The 19,140-nt window shown below is 37.3% G+C and carries 24 protein-coding genes; 17 read left to right on the top strand and 7 right to left on the bottom strand.

Features of this window, described 5'->3' with window-relative positions; genetic code table 11:
- Positions 1–25 precede the first annotated feature (25 nt).
- The 9 genes from G5B11_RS13135 to G5B11_RS13095 all read left to right on the top strand — a co-directional run bounded on the left by G5B11_RS13135 (position 26) and on the right by G5B11_RS13095 (position 8,546).
- The gene (locus G5B11_RS13135; RefSeq protein ID WP_173728578.1) at positions 26–2,137 is read left to right on the top strand and encodes a DNA topoisomerase 3; all 2,112 of its coding nucleotides are present in this window, start codon (positions 26–28) and stop codon (positions 2,135–2,137) included.
- A 28-nt stretch (positions 2,138–2,165) separates the two neighbouring features.
- Complete coding sequence (locus G5B11_RS13130; RefSeq protein WP_118313918.1) at positions 2,166–3,215, top strand: DUF5688 family protein; 1,050 nt, start codon at positions 2,166–2,168, stop codon at positions 3,213–3,215.
- Positions 3,216–3,298: 83 nt separating this feature from the next.
- A complete protein-coding gene (locus G5B11_RS13125) occupies positions 3,299–3,466 on the top strand; it encodes a hypothetical protein (RefSeq protein WP_173728576.1) in 168 nt (55 codons plus the stop codon).
- Positions 3,456–6,038: a JAB domain-containing protein gene (locus G5B11_RS13120; RefSeq protein WP_173728575.1), complete on the top strand. Its 2,583-nt coding sequence runs from the start codon at positions 3,456–3,458 to the stop codon at positions 6,036–6,038. Before G5B11_RS13125 ends, G5B11_RS13120 begins: the two co-directional genes overlap by 11 nt.
- Entirely contained in the window at positions 6,035–6,295 is a 261-nt protein-coding gene (locus G5B11_RS13115) for a transposon-transfer assisting family protein (protein WP_003864553.1), read from the top strand. The genes G5B11_RS13120 and G5B11_RS13115 overlap by 4 nt, the downstream gene beginning before the upstream one ends.
- Complete coding sequence (locus G5B11_RS13110; protein WP_005334798.1) at positions 6,285–7,169, top strand: YodL domain-containing protein; 885 nt, start codon at positions 6,285–6,287, stop codon at positions 7,167–7,169. Before G5B11_RS13115 ends, G5B11_RS13110 begins: the two co-directional genes overlap by 11 nt.
- A gap of 3 nt (positions 7,170–7,172) precedes the next feature.
- Positions 7,173–7,463, top strand: coding sequence for a molecular chaperone (locus tag G5B11_RS13105; RefSeq protein WP_118001299.1), 291 nt, complete (start codon positions 7,173–7,175; stop codon positions 7,461–7,463).
- Between the two features lie 224 nt (positions 7,464–7,687).
- Positions 7,688–8,002, top strand: a complete 315-nt coding sequence (locus G5B11_RS13100) for a helix-turn-helix domain-containing protein (protein WP_173728573.1) — start codon at positions 7,688–7,690, stop codon at positions 8,000–8,002.
- Between the two features lie 115 nt (positions 8,003–8,117).
- The gene (locus G5B11_RS13095; protein WP_003864549.1) at positions 8,118–8,546 is read left to right on the top strand and encodes a hypothetical protein; all 429 of its coding nucleotides are present in this window, start codon (positions 8,118–8,120) and stop codon (positions 8,544–8,546) included.
- Between the two features lie 130 nt (positions 8,547–8,676).
- On the opposite strand, the gene G5B11_RS13090 is transcribed toward G5B11_RS13095, so the two are convergent.
- From G5B11_RS13090 to G5B11_RS13065, 6 genes are read right to left on the bottom strand one after another with little or no spacing between them, the layout of a single operon-like run.
- Positions 8,677–8,955 carry a helix-turn-helix domain-containing protein gene (locus G5B11_RS13090; RefSeq protein WP_173728571.1) on the bottom strand — a complete coding sequence of 93 codons (279 nt, stop codon included), beginning with the start codon at positions 8,953–8,955 and terminating at the stop codon, positions 8,677–8,679.
- A gap of 4 nt (positions 8,956–8,959) precedes the next feature.
- Positions 8,960–9,346: a dCTP deaminase domain-containing protein gene (locus tag G5B11_RS13085; protein WP_227061067.1), complete on the bottom strand. Its 387-nt coding sequence runs from the start codon at positions 9,344–9,346 to the stop codon at positions 8,960–8,962.
- Positions 9,347–9,362: 16 nt separating this feature from the next.
- Positions 9,363–10,142, bottom strand: coding sequence for an FAD-dependent thymidylate synthase (locus G5B11_RS13080; RefSeq protein ID WP_118700680.1), 780 nt, complete (start codon positions 10,140–10,142; stop codon positions 9,363–9,365).
- A complete protein-coding gene (locus G5B11_RS13075; protein ID WP_029471619.1) occupies positions 10,129–10,455 on the bottom strand; it encodes a hypothetical protein in 327 nt (108 codons plus the stop codon). The genes G5B11_RS13080 and G5B11_RS13075 overlap by 14 nt, the downstream gene beginning before the upstream one ends.
- 29 nt (positions 10,456–10,484) lie before the next feature.
- Positions 10,485–12,038, bottom strand: a complete 1,554-nt coding sequence (locus tag G5B11_RS13070; RefSeq protein WP_173728570.1) for a relaxase/mobilization nuclease domain-containing protein — start codon at positions 12,036–12,038, stop codon at positions 10,485–10,487.
- A complete protein-coding gene (locus G5B11_RS13065) occupies positions 12,016–12,402 on the bottom strand; it encodes a plasmid mobilization protein (RefSeq protein WP_055183012.1) in 387 nt (128 codons plus the stop codon). Before G5B11_RS13065 ends, G5B11_RS13070 begins: the two co-directional genes overlap by 23 nt.
- A 351-nt stretch (positions 12,403–12,753) precedes the next feature.
- On the opposite strand from G5B11_RS13065, the gene G5B11_RS13060 reads away from it, so the two are divergent.
- The 8 genes from G5B11_RS13060 to G5B11_RS13025 all read left to right on the top strand — a co-directional run bounded on the left by G5B11_RS13060 (position 12,754) and on the right by G5B11_RS13025 (position 18,587).
- The gene (locus tag G5B11_RS13060; protein WP_052302926.1) at positions 12,754–12,936 is read left to right on the top strand and encodes a DUF6061 family protein; all 183 of its coding nucleotides are present in this window, start codon (positions 12,754–12,756) and stop codon (positions 12,934–12,936) included.
- Between the two features lie 880 nt (positions 12,937–13,816).
- Complete coding sequence (locus G5B11_RS13055; RefSeq protein WP_040015611.1) at positions 13,817–14,572, top strand: hypothetical protein; 756 nt, start codon at positions 13,817–13,819, stop codon at positions 14,570–14,572.
- Positions 14,573–15,214: 642 nt separating this feature from the next.
- The gene (locus G5B11_RS13050) at positions 15,215–15,628 is read left to right on the top strand and encodes a hypothetical protein (RefSeq protein WP_005334777.1); all 414 of its coding nucleotides are present in this window, start codon (positions 15,215–15,217) and stop codon (positions 15,626–15,628) included.
- A gap of 205 nt (positions 15,629–15,833) precedes the next feature.
- On the top strand, positions 15,834–15,992 hold the full coding sequence (locus G5B11_RS19140) for a hypothetical protein (RefSeq protein WP_226901469.1): 159 nt from the start codon (positions 15,834–15,836) through the stop codon (positions 15,990–15,992).
- Positions 15,993–16,023: 31 nt separating this feature from the next.
- A complete protein-coding gene (locus G5B11_RS13040; RefSeq protein WP_005334774.1) occupies positions 16,024–17,226 on the top strand; it encodes a hypothetical protein in 1,203 nt (400 codons plus the stop codon).
- Between the two features lie 33 nt (positions 17,227–17,259).
- Positions 17,260–17,457: a hypothetical protein gene (locus tag G5B11_RS13035; RefSeq protein WP_005334773.1), complete on the top strand. Its 198-nt coding sequence runs from the start codon at positions 17,260–17,262 to the stop codon at positions 17,455–17,457.
- Positions 17,458–17,476: 19 nt separating this feature from the next.
- Positions 17,477–17,758: a hypothetical protein gene (locus G5B11_RS13030; RefSeq protein WP_055057068.1), complete on the top strand. Its 282-nt coding sequence runs from the start codon at positions 17,477–17,479 to the stop codon at positions 17,756–17,758.
- Positions 17,759–17,855: 97 nt separating this feature from the next.
- Positions 17,856–18,587: a hypothetical protein gene (locus G5B11_RS13025; RefSeq protein WP_005334769.1), complete on the top strand. Its 732-nt coding sequence runs from the start codon at positions 17,856–17,858 to the stop codon at positions 18,585–18,587.
- A gap of 219 nt (positions 18,588–18,806) precedes the next feature.
- On the opposite strand, the gene G5B11_RS18970 is transcribed toward G5B11_RS13025, so the two are convergent.
- The coding region (locus tag G5B11_RS18970) for a DUF6040 family protein (RefSeq protein WP_244093015.1) at positions 18,807–19,140 on the bottom strand (334 nt) is incomplete at its 5' end.

The raw sequence follows: 19,140 nt of genomic DNA, 5'->3' as shown, positions 1-19,140 counted from the left end.
CGTTATATGAAGGAGGTAATACATCATGTATTTAGTAATTGCAGAAAAACCAAGTGTATCAAGAGCAATCGCAGAGGTGATTGGAGCACAGAAACGAGAAGACGGATATTTAAGAGGAACCGACTGTATGGTCAGCTGGTGTTTCGGACATCTGGCAGAATATGTTTCTCCAGATGCCTACGATGAAAAATTTAACCAGTGGAGATATGAAGATCTCCCGATCATCCCGAAAGACTGGAAAGTTACAGTCTCAGAAGATAAGAAAGATCAGTTCTATATCTTAAAAAGACTGCTCAACAGTCCGGAAATTGAATACGTCGTAAATGCCTGTGATGCCGGACGTGAAGGAGAATTGATCTTCAAACATGTCTATGACTTGTCTGGAAGTAAAAAGCCGGTGAAACGATTATGGATCAGTTCTCTGGAAGATTCCGCAATCCTTGATGGAATGCAGCATCTGAGATCCGCGGAGGAATACCGACATCTGGCCGAAGCTGCTGTATGCCGTTCTCAGGCTGACTGGCTGGTAGGAATGAATGCAACAAGAGCTTACACCACAAAGTACTTCAAAAAGCTGACAGTTGGAAGGGTTCAGACACCGACACTTGCCATGTTGGTGGAACGTGCCGGACAGATCAGCAATTTCCAGAAAGAAAAGTATTTCGATGTGGAACTCGATTGTGATGGAATTCCGGCTATAAAGCCAAAAATCTTTGATTCGGATAAGGCAGAACAGTTAAGAAGCAGATGCCAGGGAAGTGAAGCTAGTATCAGCGCAGTAAAAGAAACAGAAAAGAAAGTAAAAGCACCAAAGCTTTATGACCTGACCACGCTGCAGAGAGAAGCAAACCGTATCTATGGAATGACAGCTAAACAGACACTGGATACCGCCCAGAGCCTGTACGAAAAGAAACTGATCACTTATCCAAGGACGGACAGCCAGTATCTGACCGAAGATATGGAGCAGACCGCAAGAAATGTGGTCCGTCAGATTTATGAGAAATATCAACTGACAGGTCCGTTTGATCAGCCGGAGCAGCCAGATGTGAAGAAAGTCATGAATAACAGTAAAGTGACAGATCACCATGCAATCATCCCAACGATGGAGCTTGCATCCTGTCATCTGGGTGAACTGAAATCTTGGGAAGAAAAGATTCTGTTTCTGATCGCAGTTCATACGGTCATGGCAATGAGTAAGGATCACATTTACCAGGAAACAGAGATTGAGGTGGAATGCCAGGGAGAAATCTTCAAGTCAAAAGGAAAAATTGTCCTGCAGGATGGATGGAAACTCTTTGAAAACTGCTTCAAAAATAAGGACCGCATGGCAATCGCAGATCCAGATCAGGAAATGAAAGATCGGATGCCGAAAGTAATCCAGGGGCAGACTTTCTATGCTGTAGCTGCAGAAAAGACAGAACATTTCACGTCACCACCAAAACCATACAGTGAAGATACGCTCCTTGCGGCAATGGAAACTGCTGGAAATAAGGAATTCGATGAAGACACAGAAAAGAAAGGATTAGGAACACCGGCAACAAGAGCCGGTATCATCGAAAAACTGATCTATTCCCAGTATGCCACCCGAAAAGGAAAACAGATTCTTCCAACAGATGATGGAAAAGTCCTTGTGGAGATCCTGCCAGACTTCCTGAAATCTGCAGGTATGACTGCAGAATGGGAAAATCAGTTGCTTTTGATGGAGCATGGAGAGATTGCACCGGAACAGTTTATGACTGGGATCAAAAACATGCTGACCATGATGCTGAATGGATGCGATGCGATTTCCGAAGAAGAAACAAGAAGATTTCAGACCAGAGAAAGCATTGGAACCTGTCCGGTATGTGGAAGCCTGGTATATGAAAGCAAACCCAACTTCTATTGCAGCAACCATGATTGTCACTTTGCGCTCTGGAAAGATAACCGCTATCTGCAGAGCATGGAAAAAACCATGGATAAAAAGATGGCTGCAGAACTTCTGAAAAACGGAAGTGTGCATGTGAAAGACCTGTATTCCAGAAAGAAAAATATGTACTTTGAGGCAGATCTCCATATGGATACAGATGAAACCGGAAAGGTGAATTTTTCTTTATCATTTCCCAAAAAGAAACAAAAAAACAAAAGCAAAAAGAAATAAGAAAACAGATTAGAGGAGGAAACGAAGAATGAATTTTAATGAATTTGTAAATGAAGTAAAGGACAATATCAGACTCTTTTTACCAAAGGATTATGAGAATGCAGAAGTATCAACGATGGAGTGTCAGAAACTGAACCGTGCCTATACGGGACTGATGGTGAGAAAAGAAGGTGAGATGCTTACCCCGACGATCAATCTTAATCAGCTGTATGAAGCATATAAAGCACAGCCTGGCGTAACAATGGAAACTGTATGCAGAAAGATTGCAGATATAGTTATTGAGGCACCGATACAGGTTGATCTGAAATCCATTTTAAATTATGAAGACGTGAAGGACAAGCTGTTTATCCGTGTATCATCAGCCGAAGCAAATAAGGAAGTCCTCGAAAATGCGCCACATCAGCTGAAGGAAGACCTCGCAATTACCTATCATGTGGTAGTAGGCAAGGATCAGGATGGATTAAGTTCCATGTTTATCAAGAATGATCTGCTTGAACAGTATGGAATCTCTGTAGAACAGCTTCATGAAGATGCTATGAAAAGTTCACCGCGTGTCATGGCCCCGGAGGTATCAAGTATAGGTGCATTGATAGATGAAATGTACCAGAAAAATATTCTCATGCTGACACCGGATGAACGTGAAATGCTGCAGGAAACATTGCAGGAATCAAGCGAGATGCCGACATTCTTTGTTGTTACGAATACAGAAAGAATTGATGGAGCCGGTGTGATCTTTTATCCGGAATTCATGGATAACATGGGGGAACTTCTGGGAAATGATTTCTTCATTTTGCCATCATCCATCCATGAAATGCTGGTCTTGCCAGATGACGGGCAAGTGGATGCAGAAATGTTAAGAGATATGGTAAAAGAAGTCAATGCCACTCAGGTAGCCCCTGCAGAACGCCTTACCAATGATGTATATCACTTTGACACAAAGGATCATGTCTTTGAAAAAGCTGACAGATTCACAGAACGTCAGAAAGAAAAAGAAGCACAGGCTGCAAAAACAGAGAAAACAGGAAAAGAACAGCCAGATCAGAAACCGAAAACAAAGAAACATGATATGGAACTTTAATACCAAGCATGAAAACCGTTAAATGAGCAAACGCCCTGCGGCATAAAGAAATGTCGTGGGGCATTTTTGAAAAGGAGCAGATTATGACGAAAGAAAACATTAAAACAAATACAAGCTTAAGATACAGCCAGTATCAAAAAAGATTATTACACACATTTTCGTTTGAAAAATTGAAGAAGCAAATCGAGACGTTACATGATCAGGAATTTATTATAAATGTGCCGATCGGAGGTGTTGCTGATGGCAGATAAATTAGAACAGGTAGCAATTCGTATGGTGGAACAGCCACCACTTTATAGTAAAGAACCAATGAATAATCCAGATGCAGCCATTCGTGTTATGAATGAATTTCTCTCTCAGATGGATCGGGAACTCTTTTGTATCGTTAATTTACAGGCAGATTTAACACCGATCAATATGAATATCGTATCTGTAGGATCGCTGAATGAAGCATTGATTAATCCAAGAGAAATATTTAAGAGTGCAATTCTTTCTAATGCTCATTCAATGATGCTCATTCATAATCATCCGTCCGGAAATCTGACACCATCTACATCGGATATCCAGACTACAGCAAGAATGCAGGAATTAGGGGAATTGATGGGAATTTCATTGGTTGATCACATCATTACAGGACGGAATGGAAATTACTATTCCTTTCGAGATAAAGGAGAATTTCCAGATGCCAGGATCCGTTTTTCAACTCGTGTTGAAGACATTGATTTAACTAAAGGAATGGTGACAGAAGCCATCGCACCCTATGAAGAAGTAACAGATACAAAAGAAAAAGATAACGTAAGAGATATTCCAACGGTGCAGACAGCAACAATTCCATTACCGGTTCAGGGAAAAGATATGGACAGCATTATGCAGTCACTGGAATCCGGTGTGGAAGAACTTTTTACAAGTAACCGATATAAGGAATTTCTTAAAACCATGGCAAAGTTTCACAATTATTCCTTTAACAATACAATGCTAATCGCTATGCAGCGACCGGATGCCACACTTGTTACCAGCTACAAAAACTGGCAGTCTATGGGGAGACAGGTCATGAAAGGTGAAAAAGGAATTACAATCATTGCACCGGCACCATATAAGAAAATGAAGGAAAAAGAGGTTCTGGATGAAAATCAGCGACCGATCATGGGAACCGATGGAAAACCTAAGACTGAACAGGTGGAAGTTACAGTTCCGCATTTTAAAGCAGTTACCGTCTTTGATATTGCTCAGACATCCGGGGAACCAATCCAGACACTGGCACCGGAATTATTGACTGCGGCTGTACAGGATTTTGATTCTTTCATGCAGGCTATTCAGAAAATATCCCCAGTGCCGATAAGATTCGATGAGATCGATGGCAATGCCAATGGATATTATCACAATGCAGACAAGGAAATCGTGATAAAAAAAGGACTCAGTGAAAGCCAGACCTTAAAGACAGCTATTCATGAAACCGCCCATGCAAAACTGCATGACAGAGAGATCATGGAAAGTCTTGGATTAGAAAAAGACCGACTGACAAAAGAGGTTGAAGCTGAATCCGTTGCTTACTGTGTGTGCTCTTCCTTTGGTTTGGATACATCGGACTATAGTTTTCCTTACATTGCGGGTTGGAGTAGCAGCCGGGAAATGAAGGAAATGAAAACATCTATGGATGTGATTCGCAAGACAGCCGGTGAAATGATTGATCAGCTTACAGAAGAGCTGGAAATCATTCTTGAAGAAAAACAGAAAACAGAATTACATGAAAAATACGGCATTCTGGTAGATGCACTGGAAGCAGCCGGATACCGCTATGATTATCGGGAAAGCAAACCGGGACATATTGTACTGGCACCGGATGGGACACATGAAATTGCTGGGTATTTGCAGTTTGAATCATGGGAAGATATCAAAGATTGGCTGGAAGATACGATTGCAGAAGGAACGGATATTTCGGAAAGAGTTGATCGGGCTTTGTATCCATTTAAGTTTGATTATACCCTAGAGGAAGAAATGTTCAGAGGTAATGGTGACCGCTATGCGATTTACCATGTGGATGAAGGCACACCGGGAAAACAACATTTATTTATGAATATGGCAATGGTCAAAGAAGATGGCATTACAATCGATGCGGCCAATTATAAATGTGTCTATTCTGGCAGATTACATGAAAATGAAAAGCTGGATGATTTGTACGCGATATTCAATGATAATCCACCGGCAGATTATAAAGCACATTCTATGTCGGTCAGTGATGTTATCATTACAAACCGTGGTGGGGATATGCAGGCATATTACGTGGATCGATTTGGATTTGCAGAACTTCCAGACTTTGCAGCACAAAGAGAAAAAATACTCGATATTGTCCCAGAAATAGAAAATGTGGATTATGAAAATGATCTTACATGTATCAGTTTTTATGCGGCTGAATGTGCTGAATTTCCTGTAATGGGTGAAGTACATTATGACCTGACATTACCAGAAGCCTTGGAAGCTTATGAGAAAATCCCATCAGAACGTATGCATGGACTGAAATGTGTTGGCTTTGATCTGAAAGACGGAAGTGATTATGAAGGAATGCAGAGTCTGATGATTGAAGGAAAAATACAGAAAGAATTTTTGAATTCGATTCCTGGATTTAGAGAAAATTCTTATGTGCAAAATGCAATCAGTCGTGTGGAAAAATACTTGGAAGAAAGACATCCAAATGTGGAAAATCCTCTGGAATCCAATAAGAAAGTGGATAACGAAAAAAATATAAGCGAAGAAAAAAACGAGAAGGAGCTGAATATACAGATGAAACCAATACCGAAAAAGAAAAGGGGGGAAATGAGCCTATGAGAAATGTAAACCTGGAAGAAAACGAACTGACTATTACTGCTATCTTCCAGCAGCACACAAAGGAAGAAACAATCCAAACACTGAAAGAAGCTTTGGAAGTTTTGGAACAGGAAGAAAGTGATCCTGAGAATGATGAAATAATTGAGATCATCAATTCTACAGTTGGAAAATTACAGCAGATCGAAGACAAATACTACTATTCTCTGGATCTGAATTATTATCTGAATAACTTGGAGGATGATGCCTATGAAGCTTAATCAATTTGCAGTCTACCGAGTAGATCAGCAGACAGCAGGAAAAGCACTGTGGCATCTGCCATATCAAGAGGCAAGACAGCAGAATGTGTCGATTACTGTCGAAAATTACCGATTAATCTCGATTCATGAAATGCAGGAAAATGAAAAAGTCGCTGACATCTGGAAACGGACGAAAAATCAATGCGAAGTCAGTGACGTGCTCGTATTGAACAAGAATGGAGAAATCAGCTGCTACTATGTAGATGAGAACTATCCACAGTATCTGGCCGGATTTATTCGTATCAACACATCCGGTGCACTGATCACTATGGAAACTGAGAATTATCAGATTGATGGGAAAAAGGGGAACTGGATTGCAACAGACACCGTCATTATTGATGGAAAACAGTTTTATTTGATGGAACATCAGGTATACCGAGATCAGGCCCAGGGTGTTATCCTGGATGCTTATGGAAAAATGGTTGTCGAAGAATGTAAGAAATTCGATGAAAAGACAAAACAAAAGATTCATGATTACATCCAACAGCAGGTACCGCTAAATCCGGTCGAACAGCTAAAACAAGATGGTAAAATCCGTCTGGAACATTACCAGAAATTCTACCAGAACGGCACTTATGAACGAAGCAGAGAATCTGGTACAGAAGCTAACTATGATATGGTGGACGGTCTGGTGAATAATCAGAAGAAGAACCTGGAAAAAATTTCTGATGCACGCAATAACAAACAGACGTCCCGAAATCAACAAAATAATAAACCTAAGAAACGAAGGTCCGTAATCAAACGACTGCATCAGAAACAGATTGCCATTGCTCGCCGGTCCGGAAAGCCGATACCAAAGTACCTGGATCAGGAAATGGAAAGAAAGCGGGGATAGAATATGCGAAGGTTAAAGTGTGAAAAAGAAACGATTATTCTGACTAATGAAGATGATGGATTCTATGATGTGTATACCTTCAATCAGAACTTGCAGAAACGGTTGAGGTCTTTTGCGGAGAAGTATCCGGATGATTGCTGGTTGAAAGGATCTTCGGAGGATGGTAGTGAAACGTATATGATTAAAAAAGGGCGGTTATCATTGAATTTAAGACCACCCTATTCCAAGGATAGAATTCATAAAGCAACCGAACGAATTATTGAAGAACAGAAAGAGCAATCGAAGGATTCATAGAATGCGATTTAAGAGAAAAAAGCCTCATGACCATGAGAAAAAATGAAAGCAAAATACGTTAGCTGATAAAGTGTATAGGCTCAAAAGAGAAAGTGCCCTTTTGGGCCTTTTTAATTTAAAATAGTTCTAAAGAATAAGTTGACAATCTGTAGATTCTGTATGTTTTAAAGATCAATCGTTATACTAATTTTAGAACGATAATTCGGTCTAAAGGAGGTGTCACAATGGATTTAAAGGCGGTTGGTCAGAGAATAAAAGCTGCAAGGGAAGCTAAGAATCTTACACAAGAAGAATTGGCAGCACTGGTAAACTTGAGTCCAACTCATGTAAGTGTTATAGAGAGAGGACTGAAAGTAACAAAACTTGATACTTTTATTGCGATTGCAAATACATTAGATGTTTCAGCAGATACACTATTGATTGATGTTGTGACACATTCGGTTAGCGGCGTTACGAATGAATTATCTGAAATGATAGAGAAACTACCTAAAGAAAAGCAACAGAGAATTATCAATGCAGTGAGAGCATTGGTGGAATAAATACGTGAATAAGAAGATGGAAGGGCTTATTGCTCTTCTTTTTTATTTGGTTTAACGTGAAAATATGATATAGTAGTTCTAAAGACTTATATATAATTCTAAGGAACTTGATAAAATGAAGAAAAAAAATATAACACTTGTATTTGTTGCTATCGTTTTTTCGATTATTGTTGGAATGATAATTGGGAAAAGCTTATTAAAGCATAAAGAAGGTGAGCCAGATGTAGTTGGCAGTTTTTCTATGAATAGAGATGAGAATCTTACAGTAGTTGCTAACAGAAAAAATATTTCTGATAAAGAAGCATTTACAAGACTGCTTTTAAAAATGTACAAAGAGAATTCATTTCATTCAATAAAATTTTCTACAGATCATGGATATGCAACCAGCCTTGATATGACCGTATATTCTTGGAAAGAAGATATCGAAAATGGAAAATCCATTATGCAGATAGAATTTAGACCGATTGAATATGGAAAAGATTATGATATTGTTCATAATCCGGATAAATATGTGCTTTTTATCGATGGAACAGAAATAAAATGAAATATATAGATATGCAGATAAAGCGCAGAAAAAGAGGATTGCTCAACACAGGAGGATATTTTCAATTACCCTCAAAATGATAAAAGCGAGGCAGCGGAAAATCCGTTGCCTCATATCAGTATTATGACAATTAATCTAGTTCCGCCCCTAACTCATACCTCCAATACTCCGCCGTCTCATATTCCCTAGGTTCTGAGAGTACCGGTACAGTAAAGAGTTCAACCGGAACACCGAGTGTTGATGCAAAGATTTTCATAAGATCCTCTTTTGGTGTTCGGACATCGCTTTCATACTGAGCAATCCGGACATCAGCACAGCTGTCGGGAAATCCAACAGCCATGCCAAGTTCTTTCTGGGTGAGATGATTTTTCTGTCTTAAGTGTTTTAATTTTCTTCCAAATGTAATCATAGTATTATTCTCCTGTGCTTCCAAAAGCCCCAGTTCCTCGTTCTTCACCGAGATCCAGGACAAAGTCTGCAATCACAACCGGTGTGATCACCAGCTGACCGACGCGTGTGTCTTTATGAATGATCTGAGAAGATGTGCTCACGTTGCTGATAATGGCATGGATCTCACCACGGTAACCGGAGTCAATCGGTGGAAGTTCGCATACCAGTCCTTTTGCAGCCATGCTGCTTCGTGGAAAGACATATCCGGCAAATCCATCCGGGATGATGAGACCAAATCCAAGCGGAATTCTCGCAACTTCGCCTGGCTTTAATACGCAATCATAAGGCATGAATACATCCGCACCGGCATCATTTTCATGTGGCCGGAAGGGATGATGATCTGCTTTCAGACCAAAGTCAATCAGTTTAATCTTTATGGCTGCTCACCTCCTTCCTGATGAGCAATGGATAATCTGCTTTTAAGATATCTGACGGTATCCAAAGCTTTGAAATAGGATTCTGGCAGGACATCTGTTTTTCCATGCAGCTTCCTCTCTGACAGAATGGACCGGTAAGATCCGGTGCAAAAAGGATTGGGCTTAATTTGTACAATCTTTGCCAGATCTGTAGCATCACAATCCTTGTTTCATCCGTATTTCTTCGGCAGGTTCTTTGGCCAATCATATGCTTCCACTGGTAAGGTGTCGCGCTGATGATCAGTACGTTTCGAAGTCCCTGAGGTGTGGCATATCCGGCTGAATCATGATCAATGCCTAAGGCACAAAGCTCTGCATAATGATCCAGATCTGACTGACAGCTTTTCTTGTAAATATCCTGGATTTCTTTATCTGCTTTCATGATTCCATATGGAATAGCAAATGCAGCATGACCGGAATAATTGCTGTACTGCAGAGATGCACTCATGTACTTTACTTCGTTCTGATGTCTTGTGATCTGTGCCAGGAAGCGTCTGCTTGCACCAACAACAGCTACGGTAATGACCATGAATTTCTGCACGGTTGGATGCGGAAGCCCTGCAATGTTTTCTACAGTCTTCTGACTGTAGGATTGACGGTAAAGATCCATCAGATCTGCCATGTTCTGGATCGTATGACCGTGTTGTGTGAGTCTGGCAGCAAAGACCATATTCTGTTCTGCTTCCCGGATTCCATAGCAGTTTAAGATAGCTGTTTCAATGTGATCCATAGGCCTGTTCCTCCTTTACCAGAGCTTTTAAAAGGATCAGATAATTGATGCAGTCTGTGATTTTTTCATCCCACTGTTCCATGTCAAAATGTAACAGAGTGGAATAACACATATCGTAAAGGGATACGACATGTTTCGACATCATACCGGCCAGTGCTGCTTTTGGATCGCAGTTTTGTAAAGCGGCAGCAATCTTGAATGCACTGAGGCGGTCAATATTGTCACCGGTATATTCTTTCTTTTTATGTGCCAGAATATCAGCACATTTTCTCATCTGAAGTTCAAATACAACATTAAATTCTTCTTGTGTCATGTGATAGTTCCTCCTTTGTTTTGTGATGGTTATCTTTCGAGATCCTTGGTTTTTGATCTTACTGGTTCCGGAATCTGCATCTGAAGAATGAAATCAACATTCTGATCGGCAGTATCCAGATCTTTTAATTTTTCTTTCAAGCTGCTTATTGCTTCTTCTTCGGAAGCTATCTGCTGTTGCAGTTTTTCTTTTTGTAAAGTCAGGGTTTTTAGGCTTGTCATCTTTCCATCCTGATAAAAGGATCTCAGCCAATCTCTGGCTTCTTCATATTTCTGAATTTCCTTCGCATGTTCTTTCCGGTACTTTCCTTTGTACTTTGCTTTTGAAAACTGGGAATAAACTTCCTTATTTGCATAGTACTGTCCGGTATAACGAATTTGCTCGTTTAGGATTCTTAGATTGGATCGATGCTGAGTAAACTGTGTCTGCAGTTCAGCCAGTTCCTGCTTTGATGCAAGCAATGTGTTTTTCAGATCTGACTGTGTATCAAATCCATGCTCCTGCACATAGATAATGGTATTTGCCATTTGCTGCAGGTTAGAAAGTTTTACCCGATGAGCATAAGCTGGGCTCTGCATTGCTTTCACATTTGTCTGGAGATTTACAACCAGGCGCAGGTGAGATCTGACGTAGAGAATGGTCAGTGGATCCTTGCGTAAGAAGGTCTGTTCCAGGTGTGCTTTTCCATATCGTGTTCCAAGTGCACGTTCAGTGATCCTCTTCTGTCGATCAGGATGAAGATAGCTGTATCTGCCACGATGCTCAATTACAGAAATCTGAAATTGTTCCAGAAGTTTGGATTGGAATTCATCAAAACTATTGGAAGTGGCAGCACATTCATTAATCGCATTTCGCAAATATTCCTTCTGTGTAAGGAACACAGTGGATGTTGGTTTGAGACCATCTTCGATGATTTTCTGATTGATCTCATCCATTTTTTGCTGTCCGTGTTTCTGTGCCATATACTCTTTCTGAGTGATTTTTTTCTCAGCCGGTGCAAGAAGATCTATCTGGTGAAGTCCTTCCTGTTGGCACCGATCCATGACAGTTTTCTTAAAAGTGCTCATGAATTTATCAGTGGAACGATGCTTGTAACCGGCGGCTTCCTCATGTGGTTTATCCATATAAGGCTGCCTTTCCACTGCAGTCTTCCTCACACTGTTGATGACGATGTGAGTATGGATATTTCCAGATTCATTGTGACCATCGGTATGAGTAACTATCAGTGCCTGATATCCGGGAAACATCTGCTTTGCAAGTTCCAAACTGATTGCGTGTGCTCTTGGTCCGGTAAGTCCGTTTTCTGTAACATCGCTCGGATCGTAGCTGATAATGTAGTGGTGACTTTTGATATCTTCACGTTTCTTATTTTTGTGAAAATGAGCATTTGTCAGTTCACATTCCTTGTCAAAAGACATCGGATCACAGTTTAGCCCATCCATATAAAACTCTTTTCGCAAGATGCTTCGTCCGGATTCATCTATAATCTTTTCCCCGGTTTTTTCATCATGTTCAAACAGAAGATAATTGATAGCAGCTGAGTAATTTGCATTTCTGCTTTTAATGTGTTTTACGATTGCCATTCATACCACCTGCCAGTTTCAGTACCTCTTTTCTCAATAGGAATAAGTCCGTGATGCACTGATGGATTTCGTTTTCTATAGCACGTGACTGACTGCCACCGCTGTTAAAATGCTTGGCAATCTGATTGAGATTCGATCCGATTTTTCCATATTCACTGACCAGTTTTCTGAGATCGTTCATGTCTGCAACAACTTCAATTTGGTGATTGATTTGCTTTTCAAGTAGTAGTTTTCTCAGATATTCTGATCGGCTAATGGACAAACAAGCTGCACCTTGATCTAATAAATCCAGTTCGACATCTGTAAGACGTAATCCTATAAAATGTCTGTGATTCAGTTCTTTATCTTTGTTTTTTGTTCTCATACTCCTCCTTCCGCTGAGACTATTCCTCCCACCGGGAGTCCACGTATTTCAATATCGGCTGTCCCTTCCGATATTAGAAATAGTGCTGTGAACACCTTTAGGTGGAACCAACAGACAAGTGAAACGTCTGTTATTGAGAGGGTATGGGGAGATCCCCATTAAGATAAAACCCATAGGTTGACGGGAGGCCAAATGGCAATACCGTTAAACATGGGTGGATCTTGCTCTGTATGTGTACCCCTCTATATAACGAAACGCTGAGAGCCTGTTTTACAGTGGGGGAAAAGAAAAAATATCAAAAAAATGATGATTAATGGTGAGCTTGTGATAGAATGAAAAAAAGAGAAAAGCATAAGTGTTGGATATATGCTTCGCATTGATTGCTGGGGAGCTGAAAAAGATTTAAAAACCACATATGGATCAGAATGTGCGCTTACTTCATTGGCTGTGGATGAGCCTTTAGAATATGCAAGATTATATCTCGATGGCAATTTACAGATGTGGATAGATTCAGAAGATTCACTTGAATTATAGAACAAGAATAACGGGTAGAAAACTTCTGATGCCCATTTTACAAGGGGTTCGAGTTTTTTATGTCTGCTGGCGCTATTTCTCTGCTGGAGTACTATTTTCGGGATAATGGCGAAAGGCTTTAGCGGTATAGTTAGAAGCACCGTTTCCATATTTTGTATTGGTTATGGTTTTTATATAATCGCTGGAATAATAGTCAATTGTAGAGCAAATGAAATAGACACAGGGGATTAAGGAAGAGTTGAAGGCAGATAAACAGATGGAATGGGTAGCAAATAAATACTATACAAGAGTGTGAAAAGGGAATTTTGAATAAGGAGATGATTTGGCAATAAGGTGCAGTAATCTGGTGGAAAGCAAGTCTGAAAATGGCTTGCTTTTTGCTTTACAATGTGGTTAGTTGATGTATATAATTATGATAAAGAGATAAAATTGATTTTTATATTTTGGTTCGATATTGTGATGCAGTTTTTATCCCAAAAAGAGTAAAAATCGAATTATCCGCATAAACACAGGGATTTTAAGCAATATGAAACAAAAAATAAAAGAATTTTACCACTAATTTACTACGAATGAAAGAACCTTGATACGACAGAGAAAACAGCATAAATAAAGGCAAAATTGGCATTTCATACAGAATATGAGATGTCTTTTTTGTTGCTGTAATACAGTATAACTATTCTTTTTCTGCTTGATTATTAATCATTTTTTAGGACATGAATTGTCAAGAGCTTGTTGCGTAGCAATGTTTACACTCTTGATAATTTATGGAATAAAAAATATTCTGACAGATACTAGAAAAGTGATGACTACTCAATTTTCTAATTATATAATATGATAAATAATAATAGATAAACTTGAAGTGATTAAGGAAGTGTATGCCATGAAAAAATTTTTGAAAATAATGTTAATCATAATTGGAGCGATTTCTTTGATTTTTGTAGCTCTGATAGGGATTGGGTTATTTGTTGATGTTGAATATGATGACCATATTGAAAATGGTCGTTATACTTATGTTCCGGAAGAAGAAAATAAAGATAATGAATACGTGGAATTTACGATAAATGATTATGATAAAAATAATGCCAAGCTTGTATATTATGACACGATTGAAGAAGCTATTCAACTTTCCACTTTGAATGCTGAAAATGAGGAACTTTCGGTTCCTGCTGATTTTCTTAATCATGTTGATGAAACCTTGCATATATGGCAAGGCAAAAAATATGATACGATTTTCTATCGGGCTGGAAATGATAACGATGATATTCAAGGCTTAGTAATGGCTCGTTGTAAAAAGCAGATACAGAATGGGCATACACAATACGCATTTATAAATGCTACACCGGTTACAACGAAACGAGATAGAATTTTGTTAGATGATATTACAGAGCTTATTCACTCTTCTTTGAAATTAAGTGATTTCCAACAAGACTTAAACCCCGATTATCCAAGCAAGCGTTTTGTTTACGGCTATGCACATGATAAAGAAATCTATTCATTGGAAGTAGAAGGACAAAAACCGGACGGTGTAATTGAAATCAATGTATATGACAGAGTCATGTATCTATGGTATTACAATGACTTACAAAGTAACAAAAGAGGTGACTGTTTAAGCTATTCGGTAGATGTACCTAAATAAAATGACATTTTTACATAATACTATATTATTAGTTAGGCAGACGGAGTGATCCAGACACGGTGGCAGGAAAATCTTTCAGATTTTTCTGCCATGTCTTGCAAGTGGCTGGTTTACTTCGTCTGTGAGCGAGCCTGTGGCGAGCGAAGATTAAGCCCCCGTTATCTAACAAGGGGGGCACAAAAAACAAAAGACACTATACACTAACAGGCGGAAAACGCTGTATTTACAAGGCAAAACCGCATTTTATAAGATGTGATATAAAAAGTATCTATTTCACAAAAGAAAAACAATAAATTTAAACATTATAATATTTTAATTTTTGTGGTAATGATATGCAAACTTTTTAGGAGGGAAGATATGGATTGTAAAATGACTGATATTATTGCTATTATTTCAAGTATCATTGCTATTGGTTATTCAATTTATTCCATAATTACTAAAAGTTATATTCGTCAATACAACCTTGAAAAATTTGAACATTTTTCTTTAAATCAGAAGAAAGTTTGTATTGTTTTCAATTTTATTATGACACTTATAATTGGGATAAGTGGGGTGTATATATTGCTATTATACTTATTCTAATGGGATTGAAAGCATTTATGTAGCAAATAGCAAAATTTTATAAGTGAAACGAGGTACTCTATGGAAAAAAAGGAACTTATCAAACTATATTTACAAAATGTGGATAAAATGTTTGGATATGCCAACATGAACGCATATATTGATGAGCGATTAAAGAAGTATACGAAATACTGTCAAAGTAAAAAGCCAGAAGAACAGATTATTATATGGCTGAAATTATTGCATGAAAATTTCGGAAAAAAGATTGTTTATTTAGGAAGTTACTTAGCATTACAAGAAAAGGATATGAGCTATTTAAATAATGCGTTCAATTCGGCAGTAACATGGGGACAACTCACAATAACAAACAGCGGTTGCGACCATTCCATTCACGCTTGGAATATTTTACCACATATATTCTGTGCAAACCGCTTTCGTGACATTGAAAAAATATTTCCAAAAGAAAACGGACTTAGTAAGAATGCAGATTTATGAGTGGTTATAAGAAGTATCTGCCAAAAAGAAAACACCGATAAAGCCTGTAAAATAGGGATATATCGGTGTTATAAGAACTTATGAAAAGATAATTAGAAATTTATTTTATGTTTTAATGGACAAAACAATTGTCAAGGATGGATGGCTATATAGAAATGGATTTTTAAGGAAGAACTGTAAAATAAGATTAACGGATATTACCCAGATGAAAAGAAAAAAGAATTTATTTGGAGAAGCTCTTATTTTATATAAAAATCAGAAAAAAATCGCTAAAATTTCTGCCCGAAATAGAAATGTGGACTGGCTGCAAGTAAAGATTGCAGAAATAAAAAAGGATAAGAAGAAATTAGAACGTAAAAAATGAAAAATGTGAATCATATAGGGAGATTGAGTTTATGGATAATGTCATTAGATTAAGTAAATTTGTAAAAAATTTAGGAATAGTAACAACAGTTCTTTTTTTAATAATCGTACTGGTAACATTTGTTACAGGAAATATGGGGGTTGCGATATGTTTTATGCCTTTTGTATTTTTAGGTATTGCTTTAATTTTGGCATACAAGAAACAAATAATTGTAGTAAATGAAGATGAAATTGTATTTAGCTATCTGGTTAAGAAAACTCAGCATATAAAATATAATGATATTCGTTGTATTTTAATGATTCCATTAAATGGTAGAACAGATGTCATATTAATTGATAAGATGTACAATAGACTTGTAACTCTGGAGCAAGTGTATGTAAATTATGATATTTTATATGATACACTTATAAAACATGAAATAGATCTTGTGGATTTTGGTGAGTTAGTTGAACAGAACAAAGATGTATCAAAGTATGTACCTGCTTTAAACTGGATAGAAAAGAATTTCTATAAATCTATATGTAATGAGAATACAACTATCAAAAATATGTCAAAAACAATAGAAAAAGAAAAGCGTAAAAAAACAAAGCAATTTTTAAAAGCTTTAGGTTGGATTCTAATAATTGCTGATGCGGTAGCATTTTTTATTGGTGGCAAAACAATGTTAGTTATATTTATAATGGTTTTGATGATTACATATGCAGTGTATATAAAATATTATCCATATATATTTATAGAAGTCACCACAAAAAAAGGACAAGAACTGGCGTATCAATTACCATTTATGGGTGCAGCAATAGCAATGCTTTTATCCCTGAATACGAGTAAACTCTTTAATTATGAATTTGGAAACTATATGAAGATTACGGCAATTATTACTGCTTTACTTGCACTGCCATTTATTATTAAATCTTTAAAAACAGATGTACCACAGAAATTTGGACGTAAACTTTCAGTTGTATTTGCTGCTTTTATAATCGCATTTACAATTAGCTTCCCAATAAATTTTTTATTTACATTTGATGGGGCAACTCATGAAATTGCAATTGTAACAGACAAAAAGATTAGCAGTGGTAAAACTAGAGATAGAGAGTTATATGTAAGTTGTAATGGTAAAAGAGAAATATATACTGTTTCAAACAGTGAATATGAAAATACATCAATAGGCGATAGTAAAAGAATTTGTAGAAGAAAAAGTGCATTAGGATTGGAATATAGTACGATACATGATTAATATTTATTTAAAGATAAGGAAGGAATATATAAGATGAAAATATTGTTAGCAGTAGTTGGAGGATTATTATTACTGATATTCCCTTTTATAGTTATGAAAAAAGCAAAAGTAACAAAAGAAGAAAATACTGATGAAGCAAGGAAAAAATTTAATGTGTTTCTCATTTGTATGATACCTGTTCCTCTAATAGGCTTCATATTTCTTTTAATAGGGCTTAGAAGTTTTTTATAAAATTAAATAAAGGAGAAAAATGTTAAAAAACAATGATATATCAATACCAGAAGCCTGCTATGCAGATTTATGTAAGGTGGGTTTTTTTGAAAGAAAACAGGTTAAATTAACAATTATATGGAATGAAAAAATAAGCAGAAATAAACAAATACTTACACTTAAGAAGTTATATCCTGAATTAAATAAAGTGTCTACAGTTGAAAGCTATAAAATTACAAAAAAACGAAGAAATGGCAATTTGCAGAGATGGGATGGGGATTTGCTGTTGACTTTTCGCATAAAGCAGAAAAAGCGGGGATAAAAATATTGTTAGAAGAATAACTAAAAATCTTGCTAATGTATAAGTTAAGTAAAAAATAGAATGAAAAATAATCATATAGCAGAGGAGATTGGGTAATATGAAGGAACAAAAGAAATCTTCTTGGGGAGCGGTTCTGGTGTCATTTTTAAAGGAATTTCTATTAAACTCATTCGAAGCCCCAGGTCATCTTTATTATGATGAAAATTTAACTAATGAAGGAAAAAGAAAGAAAAATTATATTTGGAGGGTGCTTCTACTGGTGACTGCGGTAGGAGTAGCTTTGCTTCCTGTTATAGCTTGGAACATGTTTGTTCCAGATGTGCTATGGGCAAAAATAGTTACCGTTGTAGTGTGTGAAGGCTATGTTGTTTTTATAGTAAGTATGGAGATTATCCAAATAAAGGATGAGCTAAAGGAAGATATGTTAAAAATAGGGGGATATAAAATTACTCCCAAAGGAAGTATTTCCCTATTTAAAGAAATTGATTTTAAGATTGCTCAAACAGAGTATTCTTATACAATATTGATTTCTAAGAAACCTTTAAAATGGCTTTATAAGAAGTTTTATGTTACAATCTATGGAAGACATGGAAAAGTAAAAAAGATTGAATTGGTTCGAGCAGACAAAAAGTATTCTACGAAATATGAGACAATGAATGGTACAGTCTTAGAAAAGTTGCAAGAAGAAAATAATAGGTTTTTAAGGAAATGCTTAGGTACTCCCAGTAAAAAGAGTATGACAGGCGTCGAATATTATTATGAGTGGGGACAAATACAATCCTTCTATGATGATCGTTCTTGTCAAACAGGAATTGTAATTATGTTTTAAAATAAGGAATATTGTATCTCTTGCTTCCGTATGCAGAAAGATTACATCGGTACAGAGAAATGTGGTAGTGATACACCAAAGAACACAGGCGAAACCTTATATCTCGGTTCCACAAGTAGCGAATCTTTCAAAAGAGAGAGATGGGTAAAACTTCGCTGTTTATATAATAGTAGGGGACGATGTTTTATCCCCTGCTATTATACGTTTTTTAGCATGTTTTCACCAATATTGCTTGGTACCTAACCGATTTTTCAAATAACATCTGATTCCAAGATATACTCCCTGAGAAAGTACGAAAAGCAATAGAAGATTTACGGAAAGTGCTTTTTTAATTGCTTCTCCAAAATAAATGATGACAGCAGTACTTGTCAGTATCATCAGTAGAGTAATAACATCCCAACAGTTTTTCTTATATAATTCTATAACCTTTATTTCTATCAGTATCGCCAGTATCCCTGTCCCTGCCACACATATTCCGACAACCAATATCAGAAATAACCAATATACCATTCCGGCTATAAAAGGATTTGGAATTTTTGTGCTAATCTGTGCC

The sequence above is a fragment of the Blautia glucerasea genome, assembly GCF_013304385.1.
Lineage (GTDB): Bacteria > Bacillota > Clostridia > Lachnospirales > Lachnospiraceae > Blautia_A > Blautia_A ammoniilytica.
This window is presented reverse-complemented; position numbering and strand designations above follow the sequence as displayed.